Source organism: Actinomadura sp. RB99, from assembly GCF_014706005.1.
Lineage (GTDB): Bacteria > Actinomycetota > Actinomycetes > Streptosporangiales > Streptosporangiaceae > Spirillospora.
In genome coordinates, this window is sequence record NZ_JABMCA010000007.1 from 218788 (window position 1) to 244684 (window position 25897).

Annotated in this window: 27 protein-coding genes and 1 tRNA gene; 11 read left to right on the top strand and 17 right to left on the bottom strand. The window is 72.7% G+C overall.

The features are described 5' to 3' along the window. Positions 1 to 47: 47 nt before the first annotated feature. Positions 48 to 1598, top strand: a complete 1551-nt coding sequence (locus tag amrb99_RS09635; protein ID WP_206699881.1) for a N,N-dimethylformamidase beta subunit family domain-containing protein — start codon at positions 48 to 50, stop codon at positions 1596 to 1598. Between the two features lie 21 nt (positions 1599 to 1619). Here the strand turns inward: amrb99_RS09635 and amrb99_RS09640 are convergent, their stop codons facing one another. Next, positions 1620 to 2525 carry an arginase family protein gene (locus tag amrb99_RS09640; protein ID WP_190854892.1) on the bottom strand — a complete coding sequence of 302 codons (906 nt, stop codon included), beginning with the start codon at positions 2523 to 2525 and terminating at the stop codon, positions 1620 to 1622. Between the two features lie 32 nt (positions 2526 to 2557). Further along, positions 2558 to 2875 carry a hypothetical protein gene (locus amrb99_RS09645; protein ID WP_190854894.1) on the bottom strand — a complete coding sequence of 106 codons (318 nt, stop codon included), beginning with the start codon at positions 2873 to 2875 and terminating at the stop codon, positions 2558 to 2560. Between the two features lie 70 nt (positions 2876 to 2945). On the opposite strand from amrb99_RS09645, the gene amrb99_RS09650 reads away from it, so the two are divergent. Continuing rightward, positions 2946 to 3803, top strand: a complete 858-nt coding sequence (locus amrb99_RS09650; protein WP_190854896.1) for a LysR family transcriptional regulator — start codon at positions 2946 to 2948, stop codon at positions 3801 to 3803. A gap of 42 nt (positions 3804 to 3845) precedes the next feature. Continuing rightward, positions 3846 to 4541, top strand: a complete 696-nt coding sequence (locus amrb99_RS09655) for a pentapeptide repeat-containing protein (protein WP_190854898.1) — start codon at positions 3846 to 3848, stop codon at positions 4539 to 4541. 30 nt (positions 4542 to 4571) lie between these two features. On the opposite strand, the gene amrb99_RS09660 is transcribed toward amrb99_RS09655, so the two are convergent. The 5 genes from amrb99_RS09660 to amrb99_RS53040 all read right to left on the bottom strand — a co-directional run bounded on the left by amrb99_RS09660 (position 4572) and on the right by amrb99_RS53040 (position 8560). Next, positions 4572 to 5591, bottom strand: a complete 1020-nt coding sequence (locus tag amrb99_RS09660; RefSeq protein WP_190854901.1) for an aminotransferase class V-fold PLP-dependent enzyme — start codon at positions 5589 to 5591, stop codon at positions 4572 to 4574. Positions 5592 to 5652: 61 nt separating this feature from the next. Continuing rightward, positions 5653 to 6603 carry an NAD(P)-dependent oxidoreductase gene (locus amrb99_RS09665; protein ID WP_190854904.1) on the bottom strand — a complete coding sequence of 317 codons (951 nt, stop codon included), beginning with the start codon at positions 6601 to 6603 and terminating at the stop codon, positions 5653 to 5655. 46 nt (positions 6604 to 6649) lie between these two features. Continuing rightward, the gene (locus amrb99_RS09670) at positions 6650 to 7243 is read right to left on the bottom strand and encodes a dihydrofolate reductase family protein (RefSeq protein WP_190854906.1); all 594 of its coding nucleotides are present in this window, start codon (positions 7241 to 7243) and stop codon (positions 6650 to 6652) included. Between the two features lie 17 nt (positions 7244 to 7260). Continuing rightward, a complete protein-coding gene (locus amrb99_RS09675; RefSeq protein WP_206699882.1) occupies positions 7261 to 7647 on the bottom strand; it encodes a pyridoxamine 5'-phosphate oxidase family protein in 387 nt (128 codons plus the stop codon). A 64-nt stretch (positions 7648 to 7711) separates the two neighbouring features. After that, positions 7712 to 8560, bottom strand: coding sequence for a helix-turn-helix domain-containing protein (locus tag amrb99_RS53040; RefSeq protein ID WP_190854907.1), 849 nt, complete (start codon positions 8558 to 8560; stop codon positions 7712 to 7714). Positions 8561 to 8758: 198 nt separating this feature from the next. On the opposite strand from amrb99_RS53040, the gene amrb99_RS09685 reads away from it, so the two are divergent. After that, a complete protein-coding gene (locus amrb99_RS09685; protein ID WP_190854909.1) occupies positions 8759 to 9859 on the top strand; it encodes an FUSC family protein in 1101 nt (366 codons plus the stop codon). Here amrb99_RS09685 and amrb99_RS09690 read toward each other — a convergent pair. The 6 genes from amrb99_RS09690 to amrb99_RS09715 all read right to left on the bottom strand — a co-directional run bounded on the left by amrb99_RS09690 (position 9826) and on the right by amrb99_RS09715 (position 14363). After that, positions 9826 to 10473, bottom strand: a complete 648-nt coding sequence (locus amrb99_RS09690) for an ATP-binding cassette domain-containing protein (protein WP_190854912.1) — start codon at positions 10471 to 10473, stop codon at positions 9826 to 9828. The genes amrb99_RS09685 and amrb99_RS09690 overlap by 34 nt on opposite strands. A gap of 259 nt (positions 10474 to 10732) precedes the next feature. Further along, positions 10733 to 10806: transfer RNA gene (locus amrb99_RS09695), tRNA-Ala, on the bottom strand. A gap of 51 nt (positions 10807 to 10857) precedes the next feature. Continuing rightward, positions 10858 to 11427, bottom strand: coding sequence for a hypothetical protein (locus amrb99_RS09700; RefSeq protein WP_190854915.1), 570 nt, complete (start codon positions 11425 to 11427; stop codon positions 10858 to 10860). A 224-nt stretch (positions 11428 to 11651) separates the two neighbouring features. Next, positions 11652 to 12272: a GNAT family protein gene (locus tag amrb99_RS09705; protein ID WP_190855017.1), complete on the bottom strand. Its 621-nt coding sequence runs from the start codon at positions 12270 to 12272 to the stop codon at positions 11652 to 11654. Positions 12273 to 12354: 82 nt separating this feature from the next. Next, on the bottom strand, positions 12355 to 13467 hold the full coding sequence (gene nagA, locus amrb99_RS09710; protein ID WP_190854923.1) for an N-acetylglucosamine-6-phosphate deacetylase: 1113 nt from the start codon (positions 13465 to 13467) through the stop codon (positions 12355 to 12357). After that, a complete protein-coding gene (locus amrb99_RS09715) occupies positions 13464 to 14363 on the bottom strand; it encodes an SIS domain-containing protein (protein ID WP_190854934.1) in 900 nt (299 codons plus the stop codon). Before amrb99_RS09715 ends, nagA begins: the two co-directional genes overlap by 4 nt. A 140-nt stretch (positions 14364 to 14503) precedes the next feature. Here amrb99_RS09715 and amrb99_RS09720 point away from each other — a divergent pair, with 140 nt between their 5' ends. After that, positions 14504 to 15289 carry a DeoR family transcriptional regulator gene (locus amrb99_RS09720; protein ID WP_190854947.1) on the top strand — a complete coding sequence of 262 codons (786 nt, stop codon included), beginning with the start codon at positions 14504 to 14506 and terminating at the stop codon, positions 15287 to 15289. 16 nt (positions 15290 to 15305) lie between these two features. Here the strand turns inward: amrb99_RS09720 and amrb99_RS09725 are convergent, their stop codons facing one another. The 4 genes from amrb99_RS09725 to galU are packed head-to-tail and all read right to left on the bottom strand — an operon-like array spanning position 15306 to position 18434. After that, positions 15306 to 15782 carry a MogA/MoaB family molybdenum cofactor biosynthesis protein gene (locus amrb99_RS09725; protein ID WP_241755398.1) on the bottom strand — a complete coding sequence of 159 codons (477 nt, stop codon included), beginning with the start codon at positions 15780 to 15782 and terminating at the stop codon, positions 15306 to 15308. A gap of 8 nt (positions 15783 to 15790) precedes the next feature. Next, the gene (moaC, locus tag amrb99_RS09730) at positions 15791 to 16270 is read right to left on the bottom strand and encodes a cyclic pyranopterin monophosphate synthase MoaC (RefSeq protein WP_190854948.1); all 480 of its coding nucleotides are present in this window, start codon (positions 16268 to 16270) and stop codon (positions 15791 to 15793) included. Then, positions 16267 to 17472, bottom strand: a complete 1206-nt coding sequence (gene glp, locus amrb99_RS09735) for a gephyrin-like molybdotransferase Glp (protein WP_190855021.1) — start codon at positions 17470 to 17472, stop codon at positions 16267 to 16269. Before glp ends, moaC begins: the two co-directional genes overlap by 4 nt. 26 nt (positions 17473 to 17498) lie before the next feature. After that, positions 17499 to 18434 (bottom strand): UTP--glucose-1-phosphate uridylyltransferase GalU, encoded by a 936-nt coding sequence (galU, locus tag amrb99_RS09740; protein ID WP_190854949.1) that lies wholly within the window; start codon positions 18432 to 18434, stop codon positions 17499 to 17501. A 33-nt stretch (positions 18435 to 18467) separates the two neighbouring features. Here galU and amrb99_RS09745 point away from each other — a divergent pair, with 33 nt between their 5' ends. From amrb99_RS09745 to amrb99_RS09770, 6 genes are all read left to right on the top strand, one after another. Continuing rightward, positions 18468 to 19049 carry a 5-formyltetrahydrofolate cyclo-ligase gene (locus amrb99_RS09745; protein ID WP_190854951.1) on the top strand — a complete coding sequence of 194 codons (582 nt, stop codon included), beginning with the start codon at positions 18468 to 18470 and terminating at the stop codon, positions 19047 to 19049. Between the two features lie 277 nt (positions 19050 to 19326). After that, positions 19327 to 20316, top strand: coding sequence for a 2-hydroxyacid dehydrogenase (locus amrb99_RS09750; protein WP_190854953.1), 990 nt, complete (start codon positions 19327 to 19329; stop codon positions 20314 to 20316). 103 nt (positions 20317 to 20419) lie between these two features. Continuing rightward, positions 20420 to 21907: a potassium/proton antiporter gene (locus amrb99_RS09755; RefSeq protein WP_190854955.1), complete on the top strand. Its 1488-nt coding sequence runs from the start codon at positions 20420 to 20422 to the stop codon at positions 21905 to 21907. Between the two features lie 200 nt (positions 21908 to 22107). After that, positions 22108 to 22470 (top strand): FmdB family zinc ribbon protein, encoded by a 363-nt coding sequence (locus amrb99_RS09760; protein WP_190854958.1) that lies wholly within the window; start codon positions 22108 to 22110, stop codon positions 22468 to 22470. A 234-nt stretch (positions 22471 to 22704) separates the two neighbouring features. Next, positions 22705 to 24834, top strand: coding sequence for an MMPL family transporter (locus tag amrb99_RS09765; protein ID WP_190854967.1), 2130 nt, complete (start codon positions 22705 to 22707; stop codon positions 24832 to 24834). 156 nt (positions 24835 to 24990) lie between these two features. Next, entirely contained in the window at positions 24991 to 25809 is an 819-nt protein-coding gene (locus amrb99_RS09770; protein ID WP_190854975.1) for an S-methyl-5'-thioadenosine phosphorylase, read from the top strand. Positions 25810 to 25897 lie beyond the last annotated feature (88 nt).

The following is a 25897-nucleotide window of genomic DNA, read 5'->3' on the forward strand; positions in this document are numbered from 1 at the left end:
CGGCGGACGGGACACCCGCGGAGAACGCAGGGAGGGGTGGGTGCGGCGTGTCCGATGGGGAAAAGGGGCGGCCCCCGCGCGAAGGGTCGGTCCTGCGCGTGCTCGGGGCGCCGGTCGTGCTGGTGATGCTCTCGGTGGTCGTCCTGGTCGGCGGATGCACGTCGTCCCGCCACCCGTCCTCCGGACGGCCCAGCGCGGCGGCGGTCGCGGAGAAGGCCGAGAACGCCAAGTCCGGCACGCCTGACTGGCAGATCCGCCACAAGGGCGCCGAGCACGAGATCGAGGGGTACGCCGATCACGTGAGCGTGCCGCCCGGGGGATCGTTCCGGCTGTTCGTGTCGACCACGACGCCCGGGTTCACCGCCGAGGCGTTCCGGATGGGCTGGTACGGCGGCGCGGAGGCGCGGCGCGTGTGGCGGTCCGGGCAGGTCGCGGGCGCCCGGCAGGCCGCGCCGCGGATCGACCGGACGACCCGCACCGTGTCGGCGCCGTGGCGGCCGTCGCTGACCGTCCCCACCTCCGGCTGGCCCGCCGGCAGCTACCTGATCAGGCTGACCGCCGCGTCGGGCGCGCAGCGGTACGTGCCGGTGACCGTCCGCTCGCCGAACGCCTCCGGACGCGTCGTCGTGCTCAACGCGACCACCACCTGGCAGGCGTACAACATGTGGGGCGGCTACGACCTGTACAAGGGGCCGTCCGGCGGCGAGACCGACCGCGCCCACGCGGTCAGCTTCGACCGCCCCTACGACGGCAACGGCGCGAGCAAGTTCATGCTCTACGAGCAGCCCGCCATCGCGCTCGCCGAGAAGCTCGGCGTCCCGCTGGCGTACGCGACGGACAACGACCTGCACGCCGACTCCCGCGTGCTGGAGGGGGCGCGCGGGCTGCTCAGCCTCGGGCATGACGAGTACTGGTCGTCCACCATGCGGCAGCGCGCGACGCAGGCCCGCGACCACGGCGTCAACATCGCCTTCCTCGGCGCCAACGCGGTCAACCGGCACATCCGGTTCGGCGGCACGGCGCTCGGCGCCGACCGGCTCGTCATCTGCTACAAGGACTCCACGGCCGACCCCATGTCCCGGACGAACCCGGCCGAGACGACGCAGGACTGGCGGCTGCCGCCGAAGCCAAGACCGGAGAGCGACATCATCGGCATCCAGTACATGTGCTTCCCGGCCGAGGGGGCGTTCACCGTCTACGAGCCCGACTTCTGGCTGTTCCGCGGCACCGGCGTCCGCGCGGGGACCCGCTTCCCCGGCGTGGTCGGCCCCGAGGCGGACGCGCTGAACCGCGCCGGCCCGACGCCGTCCACTTTGGAGATCGTCGCGCGCTCGCCGATCACCTGCGGGAACGCCCAGGCGACCGCGCACGCGTCCTACTACACCACCCGCAGCGGCGCGGGCGTGTTCGCGACCGGCACGATGCGCTGGGTGTGCGCGATGCGCGGGCGCGCCTGCGGGCACGGCGTCAACGACGCCGGCCGCGCGTTCACCACCCAGGTCACGGGGACGCTCGTCCGCGCCATGGCCGCCGGGCCGCTCGGCCGCGACCACCCGTCCCGTCCCAACACCAAGGAACTGGCCAGCGCGCCCAAGTAGCCGGGGCCGGGACGGTCCCGCTCAGCGGCGCTCGCCCAGCGCTTCGAGGCCGGCGGCGAGGACGTCGGCGAGCAGGCGGGCGCGGCTCCGGTCCGGGTCGAGGTCGGGGTCGAAGACGGTCACCTGCGCCCCGATCGCCCGCGGCGCGAGGGCGGCGAGGAGGCCGGTCAGCTCGGCGGCGTCGAGCCCGCCGGGATCCGGGGAGTCGACGGCGGGCATCACGCTCAGGTCGAGGATGTCGACGTCCAGGTGGAGCCAGTAGCCGTCGAGGTCGTCGCGGTCGACGACCTCCAGGATCCGGCGCGCGGCCTCCGCGGCGCCCTGCCGCCGGATCCGCGCCGCGGGGACGACCGCCCCGAGGAGCGCGGTGGTCTCGTCGAGGGCGGCGTCGTCGTCCCGGCAGCCCGCATGGACGGTGTCGGCCGGGGCGAAGTAGGGGCTCAGGCCGTCGATGTCGGCGACGGCGGGCCAGTGCAGGCCCACCGCGGCGGCGAGGTCCTCCCCCGCCAGGCTGGCGCACCGGTCCGAGTTACCGGGATGCCGGAAGTCGGTGTGCCCGTCGAGATGCACCAGGCCGTGGCGCCCCGGCGCCCGCCGCAGCGCGACCCCCGCCCCCACCAGCAGGCTGCAGTCCCCGCCGATCACCAGCGGCACGAGCCCGTCGGCGCGGACGCTCCCGATGCGCTCGGCGAGCCGCCGGGCGTGCTCCACGATGGCCGCCTGGTTGCGGAGCACGCCCGGTGCGGCGTCGTCGGCGTACCGTCCGGGGAGCACCACCCCCCGCTCGTGCGCGCCGCGCTCGGCGAAGCGCCGGTACAGGCCGGCTTCACGCAGCGCCTCGGGCGCCTTGGCGGTGCCGGGCACGCTCGCCGGGGCGGGCGGGCGCAGCCCGAGATTGGTGGGGGCGGAGATCAGGCCGATCGTCATCAGCCGAAGCTACAGCAGCCGGGCGGCGCCGCTCAGGCCAGCGGCTCGTGGTTCGCCCAGGCGACCTTGTACGGGTGCCGCGACTGCCAGCGGTCGATGACCTCGTGGATGGCGGGCGCCGCGAACGCCTTCGCCAGCGCGCCGGCGTCCGCCACGGCGACCTGCACGATCGCGGTCGCGACCAGCGCCGGGACGGCCTCCTCACCCGGCACGGGAATGTGGCGCCGGGCCTCGACCGACTCGACGGAACCGGTGTCGCGCATGGCGCGTTCGATGTCACCGAGGTATTGATCGAGCTCGGCGTCGGGCAGGGACTCGTCAAAGGAAACGATCATCGTGTGCTGGATCATGCTTCGATTCTCGGCCGTACCCGCCTCCGGAGTCCAAGACCGGTTCGGCCTCCGGCGATAACCTGGAGGCATGGTCGAACTGGAGACCCGCGAACTCGAGTACTTCATGGCGGTCGCCGACGAGCTGCACTTCGGCCGGGCCGCCGTCCGCCTGTCGATCGCCCAGCCGGCGCTGTCGAAGGCGATCCGGCGGATCGAGAACCGGCTCGGCGTCCCGCTGTTCGTCCGCTCCAGCCGGCACGTCGAGCTCACCGAGCCCGGGAAGGCGCTCCAGGAGCACGGGCGGCACGCGCTCAACGCGGTCGCCGCCGCCGTCCGCAGCGCCCGCCGCGCCGCCGATCCCCGCGCCCACCTGCGGCTCGTGCTCAAGCCCGGCGGCGACGCCGGCCTGCTGTCGGGGATCCTCGCCGCGTACGCCCGGCGGCCCGACGCCCGCCGGGTGGACATCCTGTTCAGCGGCCCCGCCGACCGCACCGACTTCCTGCGCGACGGCCGCGCCGACGTCGGCCTGCTCTACGCGCCGTTCGACGACCTCGACGGCCTGGCCCACGAGACGCTGCACGCCGAGGACCGCGTCGCCGTCGTCCCGTCCGGGCACCGCCTGGCCGGGCGCGCCTCCGTCCGGACGGCGGATCTGGACGGTGAGACGCTGCCGCGCTGGAAGGGGGTCCCCGGAGGCGACGGCACCGGCCCGGAGGTCGCCGACGCGGTGCAGCTGCTCCACATGGTCACGGTGGGCCGGATGATCGGGATGCTGCCCCGTTCGCTGGTCGAACCGCTCCCGCCCGGCCTGGTGGGCGTCCCCGTGACCGACGCGCCGCCCAGCCGCCTCGTCCTCGCCTGGAACGAGCAGGACCGCCGTCCGCTGGTCGCGTCCTTCGTCGCCGCCGCCCTCGAATCCGGCCGCCAGGACGGCCGGGCGGGCTGACTCGCCCCGGACCCGTGCGGGAGGCGCAGTAGGGTCGCCGTCATGTCCGCGACCCCACACGCCGCGCACCGCGCGCGTCCGCCGCGCGAACCGCGCCCCCCGGCACTCCCCGAGAACCTGGCGGCGGCCGGCATCGACGAGCTGGAGCTGCGCGACGACGGGACGTACCTGTCGCTGGCCTACGGCGAGGCCGACCTCACCACCGGGGACGCCGAGGACGCCGAGGACGTGGAGTTCGAGCGGTGCCGGTTCGCCCGCAGCGGCCTGGCCGGGTTGCGGCTCCAGCGCGCCGGGTTCGCCGACGTCGTCTTCGAGGGCTGCGACCTGGCCAACCTGCGGATGTTCAACACGCGGATGTTCAACACCGAGGTCCGCAACTGCCGCATGACGGGCCTGCAGCTCACCGAGGGCGGCCTGCGCGACGTGCGGTTCGACGGCTGCCGCGCGGACATGGCCGGCTTCCGGTTCGCCCGGCTGCGGACGGTCGTGTTCGCGGACTGCAACCTGAGCGAGGCCAGCTTCCAGTCCGCCGAGCTGCACGACGTGCGGTTCGAGGGCTGCAAGCTGAGCGGCACCCAGTTCTCCGGCGCGACCATGAGCGGCACCCGCTTCCGGGACTGCGAGCTGTCCGGTGTCGCGGGGATCAGGTCGTTCGACGGGGCGATCGTCGCCGCCCAGGACGCGATGAGCCTGCTGGACGTCCTGGCCGCCGACGCGGGCATCACGATCGAGCCCTGACGGCGGCCGGCGCGGTCGCCCGGGGCGGGCTCAGCTCAGTGCCGCGACGGCGGCGTCCACGTCGGCTTCGGTCGTGTAGAGGTGGAAGGCCAGGCGCACCGCCCCCTTGCGGACCGACGCCCTGACGCCGGCCGCCGCGAGCCGCTCGGCCGCACCCGGGCGGTCGACGGTGACGATCGCGCTGTCGCCGGACGGCATGCCGAGGCCGGCCCGGAACCGGTCGGCCATCCGCACGTCGTGGTCGTGGATCGCGCCGATGCCGATCTCCAGGAGCAGCTCCAGCGTGGGGGCCGCCGCGACGTAGGAGAACCAGGGGGCGGCGATGTCGAAGCGGCGGGCGTCCTTGGCCAGTCGCAGCGGCGGGCCGTAGGAGGCGTCGCCGTCACCGGCGTACCAGTTGGCGGCGAGCGGCCGGATCCGGTCGCGCACGGCGGGGCTCACGTAGCAGAAGGCGGTGCCGCGCGGGCACATCAGCCACTTGTACGCCGAGACGGCCAGGACGTCGAAGGGCGTCGCGTCGACCGGCAGCCAGCCGACCGCCTGGGTGGCGTCGGCGACGACGAGCGCGCCGTGCGCGCGCGCCGCCGCGACGACCGCGGCGGCGTCGGCGACCTCGCCCGTCGCGGACTGGACCAGGCTGAAGGCCACCGCGTCCGTGTGCCCGTCGATCGCGCCGGGCAGGTCGGCGGGCGGCACCGTGCGCACGTCGAGGTCGTGCACCAGCCACGGGAACAGGTTCGACGTCTGCTCGATGTCGGGGACGACGACGCGCGAGCCGGGCGGCAGCGAGGCCGCGACCGGGGCGAGCACCTGCGCGGCGGAGGCGCCCACGGCGACGTCGTCGGACGCGACGCCGACCAGCCGCGCGAACGCGTCGCGGGCACGGCCGGTGGACCGGTCCCACTTGTCCCAGCCGGTGGCGCCGCGGCGCCATTCGGCCAGCGCGTCCTGCAGCGCGGCGAACGCCGGCTCCGGCGGGATGCCGTAGCTCGCGGTGTTCAGCCACCCCGGTTCCGGGTCCCACATACGTACCGCTTCGCCCAGATTCACCCTAGTGAGCCTAGAGGAGCGGACGAGGCGCCGGCCGACCGGCGCGGCCCGGACCGGCTCTTCAGCCGTCGTGCCTCCTGAGCCAGTCGACGTAGTCCGGTACGGCGTTCTCGACGTCATACTCCGGCCGGAATCCGGTGTCCTCTCGCAGCCGGGTGATGTCGAGGTGGTTGGGCCGAGGCTGGTCGGGATTGCGCCCCTCGGGGAGGACGATGCCCGCGTCCGGAACAGCGGCGTTGATCGCGGCGACCACCTCGCTGAAGCGCACCAGCCGTCCGGTCGAGACGTTGTAGACGCGGTGGTTCAGCCGCTCCGCGAGCATGAGCAGCGCGATGGCCCGGCCGCAGTCCTTCACGTAGCAGAGGTCCGTGGCGTCCTCGGCATAGGCGGGCGGACGGGGCGGGGTGAGATCGGGGTCCTCGCCCCGGACCGCCGCGCTGAGCAGGCGGGGAAGCGGGAAGAACGGCGAGTCGGGCAGGCCGAGGGGCCCCCAGATCGTGCCGATCCGCAGGCTCACCGTCTCGAACCCGGCGCTGTCGCCGGCCAGCGCGGTGAACAGCTCGGCGGTCTTCTTGAACGCGTGGATCTGGTGCGGCGCCACCACCGGAAGCGGGACGTCCTCGCGCCACGGGGATCCGTCGACCCCCGCGTACACGCCGATGGAACTGGCGACGGAGAACCGCCGCACGCCCCACTCCCTCGCCGCCTTGAGCGCGTTGAGCAGCGCGGCGGTTTCGGCGCGGAGGTACTCGACAGGATCGGGCATGTCGTACCGGCCCGCCGCGAGATGCACGATGCCGGTGATCTCGTGCCGCTTCCCGATGCCGAGGAACGCGGTCTCGTCCGTGGCGTCCAGCGGCTCGACGGCGACCCGGCCGCCGGGCTCGCCGGCGAGGTGCTCGGGCAACCGGGTGGACCGGTGCGCGGTGAGCACGACGGACTCGCCCATATCGAGCAGTGCCCGTGCGGTGTGCGACCCGATGGAACCCAGGCCGCCGGTGACGAGGATCATTCGCACCCCTGTTGTCTCTGGTGGAGTCGTCTCTGGACGGCGCCGGTCAGCGCCTGACGGTGTAGTGCAGGTGCAGCACGCGGTCGCCCTGGACCACCGCGTCGGGATCCCCGAGCAGGACCGTTCCGGTGTGGCCGCCGAAGAAGCGCACCCCTTCTCCGAAGACCACCGGGACGACGTCCATCGCCACCTCGTCGACGAGCCCCGCCGAGAACGCCTGGCCGCCGACGTCGCCCGCGCACACACAGACCAGACCGTCCCCGGCGAGTTCCTTGGCGCGGGTGATGGCCGCCTCGACCGAGTCGGCCGTATGGAACGGCGCGTCGGGGAACCTCGCCCGCCATTCCTCGGGCAGCGGCCGGTGGGTGACGACGACGAGCTGCTCACCGGCGGCCGGTATGCCCGACCAGCCGTCGGTGGTGTCGAACAGGTGCCGTCCGATCACCGTGACCTTGACGGCGTCCCAGAAAGGCTGGACGTAGTCCGCGGACGCGCGGCTGACGCGGAACTGCCATTCATCGTTCGCGCGCACCACCACGTCACCATTGCCGTACCAGTCGAACAGCGGCCCCACCGTGTCATCGGGGTAGGCGATGAAGCCGTCCACCGAAACCACGGCCTGCATGACAACCCTGGCCATTCCACCCGCTCCTTGGCTCATCCGAATGTCGGGACGGTCACGTGCTCCGGCTCGACGAGATACGCCTCGCGGTCCTCGCGCGACGGATACGGACCGCCCGTGTACTTCGCGAAGATGCGATCGACGATGGCCCAGCCCTCGTCCCCGCCGACCCGCTTCACGACGCGTCCGCGCACGAGCGCGCTCAGCACCAGGTTCTCCCGGTCGGTCACGGAGATCGCGATGCGGTCGTCCGCGGCCAGGTTCCGGCCCTTGCGGGAGTCGGGCGAGGTGAAGAAGGCCAGATGATCGCCCTCGACGTCGATCATGACCGGCACCGAGTGCGGCCCGCCGTCGGGCAGGAGCGTGGCGACATGGGCGATGTTCGGCCCCTCGAAAAGGGCGCGGGCGGCCTCGTTGAGCACGGTCGTTCCATTCCGCTGGGAATCGCGATCAGCACGCGAGCCGGGTGTTCTCACCCGCCCGACGCTAGGCGGGCACCGATCGCCGCTCTTGTACAAAACGGCCATCCCCCGGCCGCAGCATCGGAAGGTAGGACGCGGCGTGATCATGCCCGCACCCGCACGCCGCACCCGTCTGCGCGAGGAGCACGCCCGGCGTCACGCCGACGAGCCGGCGGCACTCGCGGCCGAGGTGCGCCTGGTCGGTGTAGCCCGTCTCGACCGCCCACCGCGCGAGGTCGACGTCCAGGACGTCCTGCCGATCGACCGACGCCTGCACCCGGGCGATGAACCCCTGCAGACGCAGGATGCGGTGCAACTCCTTCACCCCGACGCCGACCGCCGCCCGGCACCGGCGCCGCAACTGGCGCTCGGAGATGGACAGCAGCGCGGGCAGGGCCGCCGGCCTCCCGCCGCGCCACGGCATGAGGTGCCGGACGGCCTCGTCCACCAGCGGGTCGTCCGCACCGGCGGACCGCGCGGCGAACGACTGGAGATGGCCGAGCGCGGCCTGCGGCGTCGGGGCGTCCCCGAGCAGGTCCGTCAGGCGGTTCAGGCCGCGCCAGATATCGGTGCCGACGATGTCCTGGTCGACCAGTTCGTCCGCCGGAATTCCGGCGAGGCCACCGAGCACGCCCGGTCGCAGGCGCACTCCGACGACCGTGCCACCTGCCGGAATGTCATGGTAGGTCGCCGTGGTGAGGGGCCCGAGCAGACGCGGCGTCTCACCGAGGACGCACCGCAGCTCGGCACCGCCGTGCGGCACGATCCGCTGCGCGAGCGGCTCGTCCCCGACCTGCTGGATCCACACCAACGACGCCACCGCCGCGAGCGCCGGCGCCGGCACCCGCTCCACGTACGACGATTCTCCCGCCACCCGCCCATCCTGCCGAAAACCCCGCCCACCTGCCGTCCGGTGGCCGGGTTCGAACTCCAGATGATCGACGGTCGCACCGGAGCAAAGGCATGAGGTGGACACGCTCAGGCCCGCGCCCAGGTGTTTGACCAGGCCAGGCGCCTACGATCCGCTGAACCTCGGTGACCGGGCAGGACGGCCTGACAGCGGGAGTAGACCATGAGCCAAGCGGCGAGAGTGTTCAAGGTCGAACCAGCGGGCCTCAACTGGCCGCGAGCGGTCGTCTTCCTGGACGTCGGGCTGGTGCCGCTCTTCGTCTTCTGGGCGATCGGCCATGAGCAGTACCTGCTCAGCACGCTGTTCGGCCTGCTGTTCACCGTGCTGTGCGATCCGGGCGGCGGCTACGGGCGCCGCATGTCGCGCATCTGCCTCTTCGCGCTGATCGGCGCGGGCGTGACCGCCCTGGGGTTCGGAATCGGGGCGGCCCCCTGGGGCTGGCCGGTCCTCGCGGCCTTCGCCATCACGCTGGTGGCGGGGCTGGCCGTCGCCTTCGGGGTGCACCGCTTCGTCACCGCCCTGCTTCTCAACATCTGGTTCATCGTGACCATCGGCGTCGCGTTCACCCTCCACCGGCACGGTCACATCAGCAGCCACACCTGGGCGCAGGTCCTCGCCTGGACCGGCGGGGCGGCGCTGTGGATCGCGGCGGCGTCCATCTGGTGGCTGGTGAGCGGGCGCGGGGACGCACCGCGTCCTTTCGCGGAGATCCCCGGCGACACCGCACGCAGGGCGCTGACCCGACCGCTGGTCGCCTTCGCCCTGGTGCGCGCCCTCGCCATCGCCGGAACCGTCGCGCTCGCCTTCGGACTCGACCTGTCCTACGGCTACTGGATCCCGATCGCGGCCATGATCGCGATGAAGCCGAGCCTGGAGCAGGCGACGCTCGTGGCCGCGCAGCGCCTCACCGGCGCGCTGATCGGCGCCGTCGCCGCCGCCCTGCTGCTGCTGGTCCCCGCGAGCGAGCACGGCCTCCGGCTGTTCGCGGTGGAACACGGACTCCAGATGGTGGCGCTCGTCCTGTTCATGCACGGCGCGGGGATCCGCTTCTGGAACTACACGTTCTACAGCGCGTGCATCGCCGCGGGCGTGCTCATCCTGGTGGACCTTCCGCAGCCCTCGCACTACTCGGCCGAAGGCTACCGAGTGCTGTGGACGCTGTGCGGCGTGGGAATCAGCCTGCTCGTCATGGCACTGTCAACCCTGCTCACCGGCGGAGGCCCCAGCGGTCAGGCGGCTCCGAGCCGGCGCCCCGCTGAGTAGGAGCGGTCCCGGTCGACGACGCTGACGCGGGAGGCCCGCCGGCTTTCGGCCGCGTCGCGGGTGGCGAGCAGCACGGTCGTCCCGGCCGCGGCCACGTGGCGCAGCGTCGCCCAGATTCGATGGATCGTTCCACTTTCCAGGCCGGACGTCGGCTCGTCGAGGAACAGCACGTCCGAGCGGTTCACCATCGCCAGCGACAGATCGAGCAGCCGCCGCTCACCCGCCGTCAGCCGCTCGAACCGCACCCGGGCGACCTCCTCCAGCCCGGTCAGCGCGAGCGCCTCGTCCACCGTCAGCGGGTCCAGCGTCCAGCGCCGCCAGCCTTCGAGGACCTCGGTGACGGTGAGGCCGGGGAACAGGCCGCCGTCCCGCCACACCGTGCCGACCCGCAGCCCGTCCCGCTCGGTGTAGGGATCGGCGCCCCGGAGCCGGACCCGGCCGCCGCACGGCCGCCGGAGACCGGCCAACGCCTCCAGCACCAGGGTCTTTCCGGCCCCCCGATGGCCGAGCAGCGCATGGATCTCGCCCTCCGGCACCGCCAGCGACAAGCCCCCGACCATCCGGCCGCCGGTGCCGACGCGCAGATCGCGTGCCTCGACGACGATTGTGCTCATCCTCGTTCCCCTCGCCCATGCGGTCTCCGGTCCTTCCGGAGCGTCCGCGTAGGACGAGGCTATGGAGGTGACCCGCCAGTAGCCGCCTGAGCTGCCCGAACGTTCGCACTCCGTAAGCTCACCGACAGGCCCGCAAAGCAAGGGCGCCCGCCGACCGGCCGGTCTGACGACGGACGGTCGTGATGACATCTCGGTGACAAACGAGTGAGGGCCCGACCGGAGTAGATTCCGATCAGGCCCTTGACTTGCGAATCCTGGGTGGAGCTGAGGGGATTTGAACCCCTGACCCCCTCGATGCGAACGAGGTGCGCTACCGGACTGCGCTACAGCCCCGAGGACTCTGTAAGGTTAGCGCACTCCGAGGGGTGCTCGCGCACGCCCGGGTCATTCGCCCACGGCGCGGCGGTCGTCGGCGTACTGGTCGAAGACCTCCTCCGGCGTGACCAGCTCGATGACCTCGGCGGGCTCGGTCTCCTGCTCGGCGCGGCGGGCCTCGATCGCGCGGGCGCGGGCGGCGGCGCGGGCCTCGGCCGCGGCGCGGCGGCGGGCGGCGTCCATGCCGACGGCGACGCGCAGCAGGGTGAGGTGCCCGGCCAGCAGCAGGGTCGGCGGCACCGTCGCCCACCAGGGCAGCACACCGGACGCGACGAGGGCCACGGCGGTGACGACGAGGGCCGCCAGGCCCGACGTGCGGCGGCGGCGACGGGCGATGACGGCGGCGCGGGTCACCGGACGGCGGGGCCGCGGGGCCTCCTGGGGCTCGTCGGCCTCCTGCGGCTCCTCCTCGGCGGTCCGGGGCGCCTCGGTGGCCTCCTCGTCGCCGTCGAGCTCGTCGGCGCGCTTGTGGAGGAGCCGGGTGATGCCGGCGTTCTCGGTGTCGCGGCGCAGCCACATGGGTACCAGGACGATGGCCCAGACCGCGACTATGGCGAGGTAGAGGACGGCGCTGCTCACGCGCTCACCGCCTCGGGCCGTCCCAGGGCACGCGGAATCGGCGGGCCGACTTTCGGCGCGCGGGCGTGCAATGGGAGCAGGGTCACGCCCCGCACGGTACGAGCCGGTGTCAGAGGTTGACGAGCATAAGGGGCGGTGTGTCGCGAGATCGATGCCGCCGTTACTCTCCGTTTGCCGAGTCTTCTCGATCGCAGGATTCTTACGCGGCGAAAGTCACTCCGGACTCAAGTGTGCCGGGGAAATGCCTGTTTGCGTTCGGCCAGCCAGCGGGCCCGCAGGCCACCGGGGACGTCCTCGACGGTCAGGGCGTAGCAGATGTGGTCGCGCCAGGCGCCGTCGATGTGCAGATGGCGGCGGCGAATTCCTTCTTCCCGGAATCCGAGCTTTTCGACGACGCGGCGGCTGGCGGCGTTCTCGGGGCGGATATTCGCTTCGAGCCGGTGCAGGCCGACGGTGAAGAAACAGTGGTCGACGGCGAGGGCGACCGCGGTCGGAATGACGCCGCGTCCGGCGACCTGCTTGTCGACCCAGTAGCCGATCTGCGCGGAGCGGGCCGAGCCCCAGACGATCGCGCCGATGGTGAGCTGTCCGGCGAAGCGGTCCTCGTAGGTGACGACCCAGGGCAGGGCGAGGCCCTGGCGGGCCTCGCGGCGCATGGTGTGCACCATGCTGACGTAGGGGCCGAGGCCGCTGCGGAACAGCGGCGTCTCGGGGTTGGTGGGCTCCCAGGGGCGCAGCCAGTCGGCGTTGCGGACCCGCAGTTCGCGCCAGGAGGCGGCGTCGCGGTGCCGCAGCGGTCGCAGACCGACGGGACCCTCGGTGAGGGTGACCGGCCATCCCCGCAATCGTTCCACGGTTCCATGATTCCCTGGTAGGACCTGCGAACGCCATCCATTGTGGCCGGGAAATCGTCCGGGGGCGCGCGGGTCACACCCAGCGGCCGGCCTTCATGACGCGGTGGACGGACATGTCGTCGTTCAGGACCACGAGATCGGCGTCCTTCCCTGGTTCCAGGGAGCCGACGCGCGAGTCGACGCCCAGCGCGCGCGCCGGGATGAGGGACGCCGCTACGGCGGCCTCTTCGATGGGCAGGCCGAGGACGGTCACGGCGCGGCGGAACGCGTCCGCCATCGTGATCGTGCTTCCGGCGATGGACGTCCCTCCGGCGAGAGTGGCGCGGCCGTCGCGGACCCGGACGTCCATGACACCGAGCCGGTAGTCGCCGTCGCCCATGCCGGCGGCGGCCATCGCGTCGGTGATGAGCGCGACGCGGCCCGGGGCGGCGCGGAACGCCAGCCGTCCGACGGCGCCCTCGACGTGCACGCCGTCGTTGATCAGTTCGGCGGTGACGCGGGGGTCGTTGAGGGCGGCGGCGACCGGGCCGCCCTCGCGGTGGTGCAGCGGGCGCATGGCGTTGAACAGGTGGGTCGCGACGGTGGCGCCGGCATCGAAGGCGGCGCGGGCGGTCGCGCCGGGCGCGTCGGTGTGCCCGACGGCCGCGAGAACGCCGGCGTCCACGGCGTCCCGGACGAGGTCGAGCGCGCCGGGCAGCTCGGGAGCCAGGGTGATCATGCGGAGGCGGCCGCGGCCGAGCCGGACGAGGCGGGCGAACTCGGCGCGGTCGGGGTGGCGCAGGAGATCGGGGTCGTGGGCGCCGCAGCGGTCCCGGGCGAGGTAGGGGCCTTCGAGGTGGACGCCGGCGATGAGGCCGTCGGCGGCGAGGTCGGCGAGGCCCGCGACCGCGTTGGCGAGCTCGTCGGGCGTGCCGGTGACGAGGCTCGCGACCGTCGTGGTCGTCCCGTGGGACAGGTGGAAACGGGCGGCCCTTTCGGCCTCTTCGGGACGTCCGGTCTGGTAGGACGCGCCCGCGCCGCCGTGGACGTGCATGTCCACGAAGCCGGGGACGACGTGCCGGCCGCCGAGGTCGACGGTCTCGCCGGGGCCGGCGGACGGCGCGGCGAGGCGGCCGCCGTCGATGCGCAGCGTGCCGGTCGCGACGCCGCCGGGCAGGACGATCCGGGCGTTCGTGAGGTTCGTCATCGGACGTCCAGGATGACGGAGCGGGTGAGGTTCCGTGGACGGTCGGGATCGTCCCCGCGCGCGCGGGCGATCTCGACGGCGAGCCGCTGCGCCCTGACCAGGTCGGCGAGCGGGTCCAGCGAGGTCGTGACCATCGTGCCGCCGACGCCCGCGACCTGGTCGGCGAGGCCCTCCGGCGGCTCGCCGAACATCCAGGCGACGCGGCCGGGCCCGGTGATCGCGATCGGGCCGTGCCGGTACTCCATGGCGGGGTACGACTCGGTCCACGCGCCCGCGGCCTCGCGCATCTTGAGGGCCGCCTCGTGCGCGAGGCCGATCGTCCAGCCGCGGCCGAGGAAGGTGAACTGGTCCGCGGCGACGGCGGCGGCGGGCAGCGGCTCGACGACGGCCCGCTCGGCGTCGGCGATCACTCCGGAGACGTCCTCGCCGAGGTGGGCGCGGAGCAGGACGAGCTGCGTGGTGGCGTAGCGGGTCTGCACCACCGAGCGCTCGTCGGCGTAGTCGAGGACGATGATCTCGTCGGCCGCGTTCATCACCGGCGTCGCGGCGTCGGCGGTGATCGCGACGGTCGGGATCGCACCACGCACGCGCGCCAGCGCGTCCAGGACCTCGGTGGTCGTACCGGACCTGGTCAGCGCCAGCAGCCGGTCGTAGCGGCGGCCGTCCGGGAACTCGGACGCGGCGAACGCGTCGGTCTCGCCGTGCCCGGAGGACTCGCGGAGCGCCGCGTACGCCTGCGCGACGAACCAGGACGTCCCGCACCCGATCACCGCGACCCGCTCGCCGCGGCGGGGCAGCACCGGCGCGAGGTCCGCGGCCGTCGCGGCGGCCCGCCGCCACCGGTCGGGCTGGGACGCGATCTCGGCCTCGGTGTGCCCGCCGCCGCGCTCCGCCATGGACCTCTCCCTCTGCAGCCGTCTGCGTGTTCTTGCTTGTTCAATACCAAGTCTGAGCAGAAAAGACCATAGTGGTGCATCGCTAGAATCCAGTCCGGAGCCGTCCCGCGGGGCCGTCCGCGTACCGGAAAGGGGCCGGGGTGACACGCCACGAACGCTGGAACGCGCTGCTCGAACTGCTCGCCGACGCCGGCCGGCTGAGCGTCGAGGAGGCGGCGGCCCGGATGGCGGTGTCGGCCGCGACGATCCGCCGCGACTTCGACCAGCTCGCGCAGCAGCAGATGCTCACCCGGACGCGCGGCGGCGCGGTCGCGCAGAGCGTCAGCTACGACCTGCCGCTGCGCTACAAGACCGCGCGCAACGCGACGGAGAAGCAGCGCATCGCCGCCGCGACGGCCGAGCTGGCCCGGCCGGGGTCGATCATCGGGCTGAACGGCGGCACCACGACGTCCGAGGTGGCGCGGGTGCTGGCGACGCGCGCCGACCTGCACGCCGAGGGCGGCTCACCGGCGATCACCATCGTGACGAACGCGCTGAACATCGGCACCGAGCTCGCCGTCCGCCCGCACGTGAAGATCGTGCTGACCGGCGGCGTGCCGCGCCCCCAGTCCTACGAGCTGACCGGCCCGCTGGCCACCGGGATCTTCGACCAGGTGACGCTGGACGTGGCCGTCCTCGGCGTCAACGGGGTCACCGTCGAGCACGGCGCGACCTGCCACAACGAGGGCGAGGCGGACGTCAACCGGCTGATGGCCGAGCGCGCCGACCAGGTGGTCGTGGTCGCGGACGGCTCGAAGGTGGGGCGCCGCGCGTTCGCCCGGATCTGCGACACGAGCCGGATCGACGTGCTGGTCACCGACGGCACCGTCGGGGACGCCGACGTCGCCGCCTTCACCGAGGCCGGCGTCCGGGTCGTCCAGGTCTAGGACGACCAGTCCGGGTCTAGCCGCCGGCGGGGCGGGGGTGGTCGCCGCCGGCGATCTGGTCGACGGCGTGCGCCAGGACGCGGCCGAGGACGGCCATGCCGTCGCGCACGCCCCCGGTCGAGCCCGGCAGGTTGACGATCAGCGTCCGCCCGGCGAGCCCGGCGAGGCCGCGGGACAGGATCGCGGCGGGCACCTTGTCGCGGCCCTCCAGCCGGATCGCCTCGGCGATCCCCGGGACCTCCCGCTCGATGACGAGCCGGGTCATCTCGGGCGTCCGGTCGGTCGGGGTGAGGCCGGTGCCGCCGGACGTCACGACGACGTCGTAGCCCTGCGCGACGGCGTCCCGCAGCACCTCGGCGACCGGCTCGCCGTCCGGCACGACGACGGGGCCGTCCACCTGGCAGCCGAGGTCCTCCAGCAGTTCGACCAGCACCGGGCCCGACTTGTCCGGGTAGACGCCGGCGGCGGCGCGGTTGGACACGGTGACCGCCATCGCGCGGATCATCGGCGCCACACGCCGGTCTTGCCGCCGGTCTTCTCCTCGACCCGCACGTCGGTGATCACGGCGCCCGGGTCGACCGCCTTGACCATGTCGACCAGCGCGAGCGCGGCGACGGAGACGGAGGTGAGCGCCTCCATCTCCACGCCGGTGCGGTCGGCGGTGCGCGTCACGGCCCTGATCGCCACGCCCTCGTCGTGGATCTCCAGCTCGACGGTGACGCCGTGCAGGGCGATCGGGTGGCAGAGCGGGACCAGGTCGGGGACGCGCTTGGCCCCCATGATCCCGGCGATGCGGGCGACCGACAGCGCGTCGCCCTTCGGTATGTCGCCGGCGCGCAGCAACCCGATGCATTCGGCGGAGAGCCGGACGAACCCGGTCGCGGTGGCGGTCCTGGACGACACGCCCTTGGCGGAAACGTCGACCATCCGGGCCGCGCCCTTGTCGTCCAGATGCGAGAACTCGGTGCCCATGGCACTCATGGCAACCTCATGACGTCGACGTGCGAACCGGCGGGCAGGGCCTCGGTGTCCTCGGGGAGCGCGATCAGCGCGTTCGCCATGGCGAGCGAACCGAGCTGGTGGGAGCCCTGCGTCTCCGCCGGGGTGACGGTGTAGTGGCCGCGGTTGGACGACAGCCGCCCGCGGACGAAATGCCGCAGCCCGGCGGGCGACTTGATGTCCTCCGCCAGGACGGCGCTTACGGTGGGCATCGGTTCGGGCGGCAGCCCCTGCATGGCGCGCAAGGCGGGACGCACGAAGACCTGGAACGAGACGTACGCGCTAACGGGATTCCCCGGCAGCGTGAAGACGGGCGTGCCTTCCAGCAAGCCGAACCCCTGCGGCTTGCCCGGGCGCATGCGCACCTTGTGGAACCGTACGGTGCCGGTGCCGGACAGCACCTCCTTCACCACGTCCCTGGTACCCATGGACACCCCGCCCGAGGTGATGATGGCGTCAGCACGGACGAGCTGGTCCTCCAGCATCTCCATGACCTTGGCGGGCTCGTCGTGGACGGTCGCCTGCCGGAAGCCCATCCCGCCCGCCTCCACGACGGCGGCGGTGAGCATGTAGCTGTTGGACTCCCAGATCTGCCCCGGCGCGAGCCGCGTGCCGGGCTCCTGGAGCTCGTCCCCCGTGGAGACGACGACGACGCGCGGTTTCGGCCTTACGGCGACATGGGAGCGCCCTACGGCGGCGACCATGCCGATCTGCGTCGCGCCGAGCCGCGTCCCCGCCTCCACGACGGTCTGGCCCGCGAGGACGTCCTCGCCGGACCGCCGGATGTAGTTCCCCGCCGGTGCGGGGCGGCTGATGCGGACGGTCGCGGCACCGCCGTCCGTCCACTCGACCGGGATGACCGCGTCGGCTCCGGCGGGCAGCGGGGCGCCCGTCATGATGCGGGCGGTCAGCCCCGTCCTGATGGCGGAAACGCCCGAGTCCCCGGCCACGATGTCCCCGACCACGGGCAGCACGACCGGCTCCGCCTCGGTGGCCCCCGCGACGTCCGCCGCGACGACGGCGTAGCCGTCCATCGCGGAGTTGTCGAACGGCGGCAGCGGGACCGGCGCGGTGACGGGCTCGGCGAGCACCGTCCCCTGCGCCTCCAGCAGCGCGAGGTCGAGCGGCGGCAGCGCCGCGACGCTGCCGAGGATCTCCGTCAGGTGCTCATCGACCGTTCTCATGCCCACGGCCCCAGTGTGACGGGTCGTCACGCGTCGCCGGAGCCGCCCACGCCGTCCGCGGCGTCATGGGTCCGGACGAACTCGCGCAGCCACGGGATGAACTCGGGCGCCAGATCGGGGCGTTCCGCGGCGAACTGCACCACCGTGCGCAGGTACTCCAGCTTGTTGCCGGTGTCGTAGCGGCGGCCGCGGAACTTCACGCCGTACACGCCGCCGCCGTTCTCGGCCGGCATGTCGGCGAGGGTGCGCAGCGCGTCGGTCAGCTGGATCTCGCCGCCGCGGCCGGGCGGGGTCTTCTCCAGCACGTCGAACACCGCGGGGTCGCAGACGTACCGGCCGATGATGATCCAGTTGCTCGGCGCCTCCTCGGGCGCGGGCTTCTCGACCAGGTCGGAGATGCGCACGACGTCGTCCTCGCCGGTCGCCTCGATGGCCGCGCAGCCGTAGGCGGACACCTGGTCGGGCTCGACCTCCATCAGCGCCACGACGCTGCCGCCGTACTGGCCGCGCACCTCGATCATCCGCTGCAGGAGCTTGTCGCGCGCGTCGATCATGTCGTCGCCGAGCAGCACCGCGAACGGCTCGTCGCCGACGTGCTGGCGGGCGCAGTGCACCGCGTGGCCGAGCCCGCGCGGCTCGCCCTGCCGGACGTAGTGCATGATCGCGAGGTCGGCGGACTCGCGGATGGCCGCGAGGCGCTCGCTGTCGCCCTTGGCGTTGAGCGCCTCCTCCAGCTCGTAGGCGCGGTCGAAGTGGTCCTCGATGGACCGCTTGCTGCGCCCGGTGATCATGAGCACGTCGCTGAGGCCGGCGTCGACGGCCTCTTCGACGACGTACTGGATCGCCGGTTTGTCGACGACGGGAAGCATTTCCTTGGGCGTCGCCTTGGTGGCGGGCAAGAATCGGGTACCGAGGCCCGCCGCAGGGACGACGGCCTTGAGCACGGGTGCAATGTCGACCATGAAAAGACCCTAGCCATCCGCGAGGACAACAGCGTGCACGACATCGTTTCGAAGACCGACATCCGCGCCGGACTGCTGGAAAGGCGTGGGATCATGGCTCCTGAGGAGCGCGCCGCGGCGGGCCGGTCGCTGCGCGACGCGCTGCTGTCCGTGCCCGAGATCGAGATGGCGGGGACGATCGCCGCCTACGTCTCCGTCGGCACCGAACCGGACACCCGGAGCCTGCTGTTCGCGCTGTGGAAGCGCGGCGCCTACGTGCTCCTCCCCCGCCTGCTGCCGGACGGCGACCTCGACTGGGCGTCCTACGAGGGCCCCGACTCGCTCGCGCCGGGCCCGCGCGGATGCCTGGAGCCGACCGAGCCGCCGCGCGGCCCGGGGGCCGTGGCCAGCGCGGACGTGGTCCTGACACCGGCGGTCGCGATCGACCGGACGGGCATGCGGCTGGGCCGCGGCGGCGGGTCGTACGACCGGGCGCTGGCCCGCGTGGGGCCCGCGATCCTGACCGTCGGGCTGGTGTACGACTCCGAGCTGGTGGACGAGCTTCCCGCGGAGCCGCACGACCAGCGGGTGCGGGCCGCGGCGACGCCGTCCGAGGGCCTGGTGCGGTTCGGCTGAGGCGCCGGCGGGCGTCCGGACGGCCGGACGGCCGGACGGGCTGCGAAGTGCGGCCGGGGGTGCCGGGCGCTGGCCGAGCGGCGTCAGGGGGCGGCCGAGGCGTGAGGGGGGTGTCCGAGCGGCGGCGGGAGCGCTGCCGCGCGGTGGCAGAGGTGTGGCCTGGCGGTTAGCAGTACCTGGCTCTGTGGCCAGTACCGGACGGGCGCATAGGCTGAGGATCAGCAAGATCGCGGATCGGGGACCGCGGTCGGACCCGAGGCTCACCGGGAGGTTCCAGATGACGGCGCCGTGGCGGATCCTTTCCCTCCCCCCGCTCGGGGAGGACATCGTGCGGGGCCTGTTCGGATCGTTCGGCGACACCGTGGAGGTGGCGTTCCCGCAGACCAGGGACCGCGCCGGGCTCCTCGCGGCGCTCCCGGACGCCGAGCTGGTCATCGGCGACTTCAGCGCTCAACTGAAACTCGACGCCGAGGCGGTCGCCGCCGCGCCGCACCTGGCGTTCGTGCAGATGCCCGCGGTGGGCACCGACAGCATCGACGGCGCCGCACTGGCGGAGGCCGGCGTGCCTCTGGCGAACACCGCGGGCGCCAACGCGCGCGGTGTGGCCGAGTGGGCGGTCGGCGCCGCGTTCGCCCTGTGTCGCCACTTCGTCTGGGGGGACCGGCATGTGCGCGCGGGCGAATGGCCGCAGGCGGAGCTCCTGGCCCGGGGCACCAGGGAAGTCCATGCGCAGCGCGTAGGGGTCGTCGGTTACGGCGCCATCGGCGCGGAAGCGGCGCGGCTGTTCCAGGCCCTCGGCTGTGAGGTCTCCTACTGGACGAGGCACCCGCGTGCTTCGGCGCCGGTCACCTACAGGGAGCTGGACGATCTGCTCGCCACGTCCGACATCCTGGTGCTCGCCTTGCCGCTGACCGACGAGACACGCGGTCTCATAGGGCCGGAACGTCTCGCGCTACTCCCCGACAAGGCGCTGCTCGTGAACGTGGCGCGCGGCGGCATCGCGCCCGACGACGCCGTCCTCGCCGCGCTGGAGTCGGGACGGCTCGCCGGGGCCGCCCTGGACGTCTTCGATGAGGAGCCGCCTCCGGCCGACCATCCCCTGCGCACGAACGAGAACGTCCTGCTGTCCCCGCATGCGGCGGGAGGGACGACGGAGTCGCAGCGGAACATCGTGACGATGCTGCTCGACAACGTCACCAGGGCCGTCCAGGGACACGCGGTGCAGAACGTTGTGAACGGGGTGGATCCGCAGGTCAGACGGAGATAACGGACGTTCTAGGCATCCCGTTCATCAACCGCAAGTATGCATTTGACACACGATTCTGTAGTATTGCTAAAAGTTCAACTTTGACGACCCCGAAGGGTGGGATGTGCATCTCGACATCTGGCTACTCCTCGGGGCCGTGCTCGTACTCAGCGCCATCGTCGCGGTCCGGCTGTCGCACCAGGCCGGCCTGCCGACCCTTCTGGCGTACATGGGCCTCGGCCTTCTCATCGGCGAGTCCGGTCCCCTCCACATCGACTTCGACAACGCCGAGCTGGCCGAGACCCTCGGCCTCGGCGCGCTCGTCCTGATCCTCGCCGAGGGCGGTCTCACCACCAGCTGGCGGCACGTGCGGCCGTCCGTGCCGGCCGCGCTCAGCGTGTCCACCATCGGCACCCTGATCAGCATCGTCGTGGTGGCGCTCGCCGCCATGTGGCTGATCGGCATGGACTGGCGCCCGGCGTTCCTGCTGGCCGCCGTCCTCGCCCCCACCGACGCCGCGGCCGTGTTCTCGGTGCTGCGCCGGCTGCCCCTGCCCTCCCGGCTGACCGGGCTACTCGAAGCCGAGTCCGGCTTCAACGACGCACCCGTCGTGATCATCGTGGCCACCCTCAGCGTCAAGCACGGCGGCGTCCCCAACATCGCCGAGCTCGCGGGCGTGATGGTGTACGAGCTGATCGCCGGCGGCGTGCTCGGGTTCGCGATCGGCTGGCTCGGCGCACAGGCGCTGCGCCGCGTCGCCCTCCCCGCGTCCGGCCTGTACCCCATCGCCGTGATGTCGCTGTCCATCGGCTCCTACGGCGCCGCCACGCTGCTGCACGCGAGCGGCTTCCTGGCCGTCTACGTCAGCGCGCTGGTGCTCGGCAACGCGCGCCTGCCGCACCGTCCTGCCACGAGGGGCTTCGCCGAAGGCATCGGCTGGCTCGCCCAGATCGGGCTGTTCGTGATGCTGGGCCTGCTGGCCTCGCCCGGCGCGCTCCCCGGCCAGATCGTCCCGGCGCTCGTCATCGGGTTCGTCCTGCTGCTCGTGGCCCGCCCCGTGTCGGTCGTCCTGTCCTCGATCGGGTTCAAGCTCTCGTGGGGCGAGAAGGTGTTCGCCTCATGGGCGGGGCTGCGGGGCGCCGTCCCGATCGTCCTGGCGACCATCCCCATGGTGAAGGACGTGCCGGACGCCGACCGGCTGTTCTCCATCGTCTTCAACATCGTCGTGGTGTTCACGCTCTTGCAGGGCCCTACGCTGCCCCTGGTCGCGCGCTGGTGCCGCCTCAAGAGCGACGAGCAGACGCGCGAACTGGACGTGGAGGCCGCGCCCCTGGAGGAACTCCATGCGGACCTGCTCGAAGTCCGCATCCCGCCCGACTCCCGGTTGAGCGGAGTGGAGATCTTCGAGCTGCGGCTGCCCGCCGGAGCGTCCATTACCCTCGTCGTGCGGGACGGGGAGAGCTTCGTACCGGAACCCACCACGCCCCTGCAGAGCGGCGACACGCTGCTGGTCGTGACCACCGAGGCCGTACGCGAGACCACGGAACGCAGGCTGCGCGCCATCAGCCGCCGCGGGAAGCTGGCCGGCTGGTTCGGCGAGACCGGCGCATGAGCGTCCTGCGGCACGGGCACCGAGACCCGGCCGGGCCTTTGGGGTAGGGCCGGGCTCGGGGGCAGGCTTGGGGCGGCAGGCTTGGGGCGGCTGGGAACAGACCCGCGGCGAATCCTGTTCCACGGGTGGGTACCATTAGCAGTCATCTAGAGTGAGTGCCAGTCCGGGACGGCGCCGGACTGAGTCAGCGAGGAGGAACCGTGCCGACGTATCAGTACGTTTGCACCGAGTGCGGCGAGCCTCTGGAGGTCGTGCAGAAGTTCAGCGACGACGCGCTGACCGAATGCCCGGCGTGCAAGGGAAAGCTCCGCAAGGTCTTCTCCGCCGCGGGGATCATCTTCAAGGGGTCGGGCTTCTACCGCACCGACAGCCGCGGCTCAGGCAAGTCGTCCTCCACCGTGGGGAGCTCGTCCAACGGCTCGAACGGCTCGTCGTCGAGCGGTGACTCCGGCAAGTCCGACTCGGCGTCCTCGTCGAGTTCGTCGGGCTCGTCGAGCGACTCGTCGTCGTCCTCGTCTTCCGCCTCCTCGTCGAAGTCGTCTTCGTCCGAGAAGGTGGCCTGACCCAGGGGCCACGCCTCACCACCGCGCTTCCCGAAGGCCGGAGGAACCCGAACGGGTTCCTCCGGCCTTCTGCGTGCTCTGGGGAGCATCCCTGAGGCCACCCCTAGCAGGACCCTGAGGCCACCCCGAGATTTCGCGATATAACTTGCTTCCTCTCGACTTTCGAGAGACTCTGGTTCTGAGCAAGTTTTCGCGTCATATCGCGAGATCCACGGACCTCTCAGGAGATCGACCATGCGCGCACAGAGCCAGGCTCCCCCCAGAACACCGGCCCGCAGGCTCGCCGGGCTGATCGCCGGACGCCGCGGCAAGTGGGCCGTCCTCGCCGTCTGGATCGCCCTGCTGGCCGCGCTCGGCCCGCTCGCCGGGCGCCTGGGCGACGTGGAGGACAACGACGCGGCGTCCTGGCTGCCCGCGAGCGCCGAGTCCACGCAGGTCGTCAAGCAGCAGGACATGTTCCAGAAGGACGAGACGATGCTCGCCGTCATCGTCTACGAGCGTCCTTCCGGCATCACCGCGGCCGACCGCGCCAAGGCCGCCGCCGACAGGCCCGCCTTCGAGCGCCTCCCGGGCGCCGAGAAGGCGCAGGGACCGTTCCCCTCGAAGGACGGCAGGGCCCTGGAGACCCTCGTCCCGATCAAGAGCGACGACGTGACCGACGCCGTCGACCAGGCCCGCGACCTCGTCAAGCGGGGACCGCCCGGCCTGTCCGCGCACGTCACCGGGCCCGCCGGCGCCGGCTCCGACCAGTTCGGCGTGTTCCAGAGCCTCGACGGCTTCCTGCTCATGGCGGCCGGCATCGTCGTGATCGTCCTGCTGCTGATCATCTACCGCAGCCCCGTGCTGTGGTTCATCCCGGTGCTCAGCGCCGTCTTCGCCCTCGGGCTCGCGCAGTCCGTCGTCTACCTGCTGGCCAAGTACGCCGACCTGACCGTCAACGGGATGAGCTCCGGCATCATGACCGTGCTGGTGTTCGGCGTCGCCACCGACTACGCCCTCCTGCTCGTCGCCCGCTACCGGGAGGAACTCCACCGGCACGAGGACCGGCACGAGGCCATGGCGTTCGCCCTGCGCCGCGCCGCGCCCGCCGTCATCGCGTCCGCCGCCACCGTGGCCGTCGGCCTGCTGTGCCTGCTGCTCGCCGACCTGAACTCCACCGCCGGGCTCGGCCCCGTCGCCGCTGCGGGCGTCCTCACCGCGCTGGCGGCGATGGTCACGCTCCTGCCCGCGCTGCTCGTCATCTTCGGCCGCTGGGTGTTCTGGCCGCTCGTCCCGCGCTACGACGCCAAGTACCTCGAACCGGAGGCGTACGAGGCCGAGCACGGAATCTGGTCCCGCGTGGCGGGCCTGGTGGGCAGGCGCTCGCGCTTGCTCTGGGTCACCACCGGCATCGTCCTGGTCGGTCTTACCTTCGGCCTCGGCTCCCTCAAGGCGGACGGCCTCTCCAACGCCGGGCAGTTCACCGGACGCCCCGACTCGATCGCCGGGCAGGAGGCCGTGGCGCGGCACTACCCCGCCGGATCCGGCTCCCCGGCCGTCGTCATCGGCAAGGCGTCGGAGTCGACCCAGATCGCCGCTGCGGCCGCGCGCACACAGGGCGTCGCCCAGGTCGGTCCGCCTGCGACCGAGAACGGGCTCGTCATGTACGAGGCGACCCTGCGCGACCCAGCCGGCAGCAAGGCGGCCGAGCGGACCATCGACCGGCTCCGGGAGGCTGTGCACGCCGTCCCGTCCGCCGACGCGAAAGTGGGCGGCACCACCGCCACGTCCCTGGACACCAAGCGGGCCTCCGTACGCGACAACAAGGTCATCATCCCGGTCGTGCTGGGCGTGGTCTTCGTCATCCTCGTCCTGCTACTGCGCGCGCTCGTGGCGCCGCTGCTGATGATGGGCACCGTCGTCCTGTCGTTCCTCGCCTCGCTGGGCGCGTGCGCGCTCATCTTCAGGCACGGCTTCGGCTTCGAGGGCACGGACACGGGGTTTCCCCTGCAAGCGTTCACCTTCCTGGTGGCGCTCGGGGTCGACTACAACATCTTCCTCATGCACCGCGTACGGGAGGAGTCCCAGACGCTCGGCACGCGGCGCGGCATCCAGCGCGGCCTCACCGTCACCGGCGGCGTCATCACCTCGGCCGGGGTGGTGCTGGCGGCGACGTTCGGCGCGATGGCGACGCTGCCGCTGGTGTCCATGGTGGAGATGGGCTTCGTCGTCGCGTTCGGCGTCCTGTTCGACACTCTGGTCGTCCGGTCGCTGCTCCTGCCCGCCCTGTCGCACGACCTCGGACGGCGGATCTGGGCCCCGGGCCGGCTCGCCGCCCGCGAGGCGCACGCCGGCCGGTCCCGCGTCCTCGACCGGGTGGGCTGACGCGAGATCCGCCCCGGTTCGCAGGATGTCCTGTTTCTGGGGATACGGAGGGGTCCGGTGCGGCACCGGGCCCCTCCGCCGCGTCGCCGATCATGGAGTTATCCACATTTCGCGGCGGGTCGCACGCGCTCCGGCGGGCTGGTTAGTGTCGGCGGCATGTCCACCAACTCCCAGCCCACGGCCGAGATCGCGGTCATCGGCGGTTCCGGTTTCTACTCCTTCCTCGACGACGTCGAGGAGGTGCGCGTCGACACCCCCTACGGCCCCCCGAGCGACGCCGTCGCCATCGGCGAGCTCGCCGGGCGGCGCGTCGCGTTCGTCCCCCGGCACGGCCGCGACCACCGCTTCCCGCCCCACAAGATCCCCTACCGGGCCAACCTGTGGGCGCTGCGGGCGCTGGGCGTCCGGCAGGTCCTCGCGCCGAGCGCGGTCGGCTCGCTGACCCCCGACCTCGGGCCCGGCACGCTGGCCGTCCCCGACCAACTCGTCGACCGGACGGCCGCGCGCCCACAGACCTACTACGACGACGGCGCCGCGATCCACGTCTCCTTCTCCGACCCGTACTGCCCGGTCGGCCGGCGCGCTGCCGTCGACGCCGCGAACGCCGCCGGTTGGGCGCCCGTCGACGGCGGCACCCTCGTCGTCATCGAGGGCCCCCGGTTCTCCACCCGGGCCGAGTCCCGCTGGTTCGCCGGCCAGGGCTGGACGCTCGTCGGGATGACCGGCCACCCCGAGGCCGTCCTCGCCCGCGAGCTGGCGCTCTGCTACACCCCGCTCTGCCTGGTCACCGACCTCGACGCCGGCATCGAGGAGGGCGAGGGCGTCACCATGGACGAGGTGCTGCGGGTGTTCGGCGAGAACATCGGGCGGCTGCGCGGCCTCGTCGCGGACGTGGTCAAGGCGCTGCCCGCCGAACGCGGCTGCCCGTGCCCCTCGGTCCTGGACGGCATGGACCTCCCGCTGGAGCTGCCGTGAGGGCACGCGCGGCCCGGCTGCGGCGGCCGCTGGCGGCGCTGTCCGCCGCGGCCGCCGCGGGCCTGGCCCTCACCGCGCTGCGGCCGGG